This window comes from Bartonella massiliensis, assembly GCF_902150025.1.
Classification (GTDB): Bacteria; Pseudomonadota; Alphaproteobacteria; order Rhizobiales; family Rhizobiaceae; genus Bartonella; species Bartonella massiliensis.
Map to the genome: position 1 here is coordinate 1 of NZ_CABFVS010000073.1, position 923 is coordinate 923.

The 923-nt window shown below is 32.3% G+C and carries 2 protein-coding genes; both read right to left on the reverse strand.

Going from position 1 to position 923, the window contains the following annotated elements:
- Positions 1 to 702, reverse strand: a 702-nt coding sequence (locus FNZ60_RS09485) for a TrbJ/VirB5 family protein (RefSeq protein WP_142417296.1), incomplete at its 3' end; no start/stop codon positions are given.
- Positions 699 to 842 carry a TrwH protein gene (locus FNZ60_RS09490; protein WP_142416693.1) on the reverse strand — a complete coding sequence of 48 codons (144 nt, stop codon included), beginning with the start codon at positions 840 to 842 and terminating at the stop codon, positions 699 to 701. The genes FNZ60_RS09490 and FNZ60_RS09485, both read right to left, overlap by 4 nt.
- Between the last annotated feature and the right edge of the window lie 81 nt (positions 843 to 923).

Below are 923 nucleotides of genomic sequence, written 5' to 3' on the forward strand. Positions count from 1 at the left end.
GACTTTTATTTGTGGCATACCTTTATTCTGATGGTTTAAAATTTTTATGTTGCGTTTATATTTTTGCTGGCGGATCAGTGTTTGCTCTGCATTCCGTAAATGCGCAATCATTTGTAATTTTGTAGATTCATTCTGGATCATAGCGTGCATGCCTTTAATGTGCGTTTGTAGCTCGACAACAGCTCTCAAATCTTGTGTATCTCTAAGCGCCATTAAATATTGTGCAATTTGTACAAAACGATTTTCTGTTTCTTCAAAAATTTGTAAACTTACAACCTTATCCATAATAGAAGCATATTGGCTACGTAAATCAGTAAGTGTGCGCATTGCATGGGTAGATAGTGCGGAATGTTCTTCTTGTTTTGTAATCTTCTTAATCAATAGAGGAAAATCCGGAGAAATTTCTGTTTCTTTATTCTCATCATAAATATGTTGCGGCTCCGTAAGTAGAAGATCGTTATCCTCTGTCATGATGGTGTTTCGCATTCGATAACCCGTTATAGAGTTATATATTTTTTCAATTTCGTAGGTTTGTTCTTTTGTTTTATTAATCTGTTTATTTAATAACTCAAGAACTTTGTTTGCTAACTTCCTTTGTAGTTCAGGAGAAATCGTTTCCACTACATGACCTTGTTTTATAGATGGCAAAGCTAGACTTGGTATTCCAAAGAACATAATCATTGCTGTTATAATCTTTTTCATATAGCTCCTCGCTGAATTTCGGCAGGGATTGTTTTATTGACCGGTATACGGTTTCTATCATTTGGTTGCTTTAGCTTTGGTGCTAACGCACAAGCTGATAAAAGGTTAATAGTCAAAATCATAAAAACAATCAATTTCATTTTAACACTCCTCTATTTTTTTACAATAAATAAATTATATTATTTCTAATCATTATTATAATTTTAATTATAAAGTAAAGT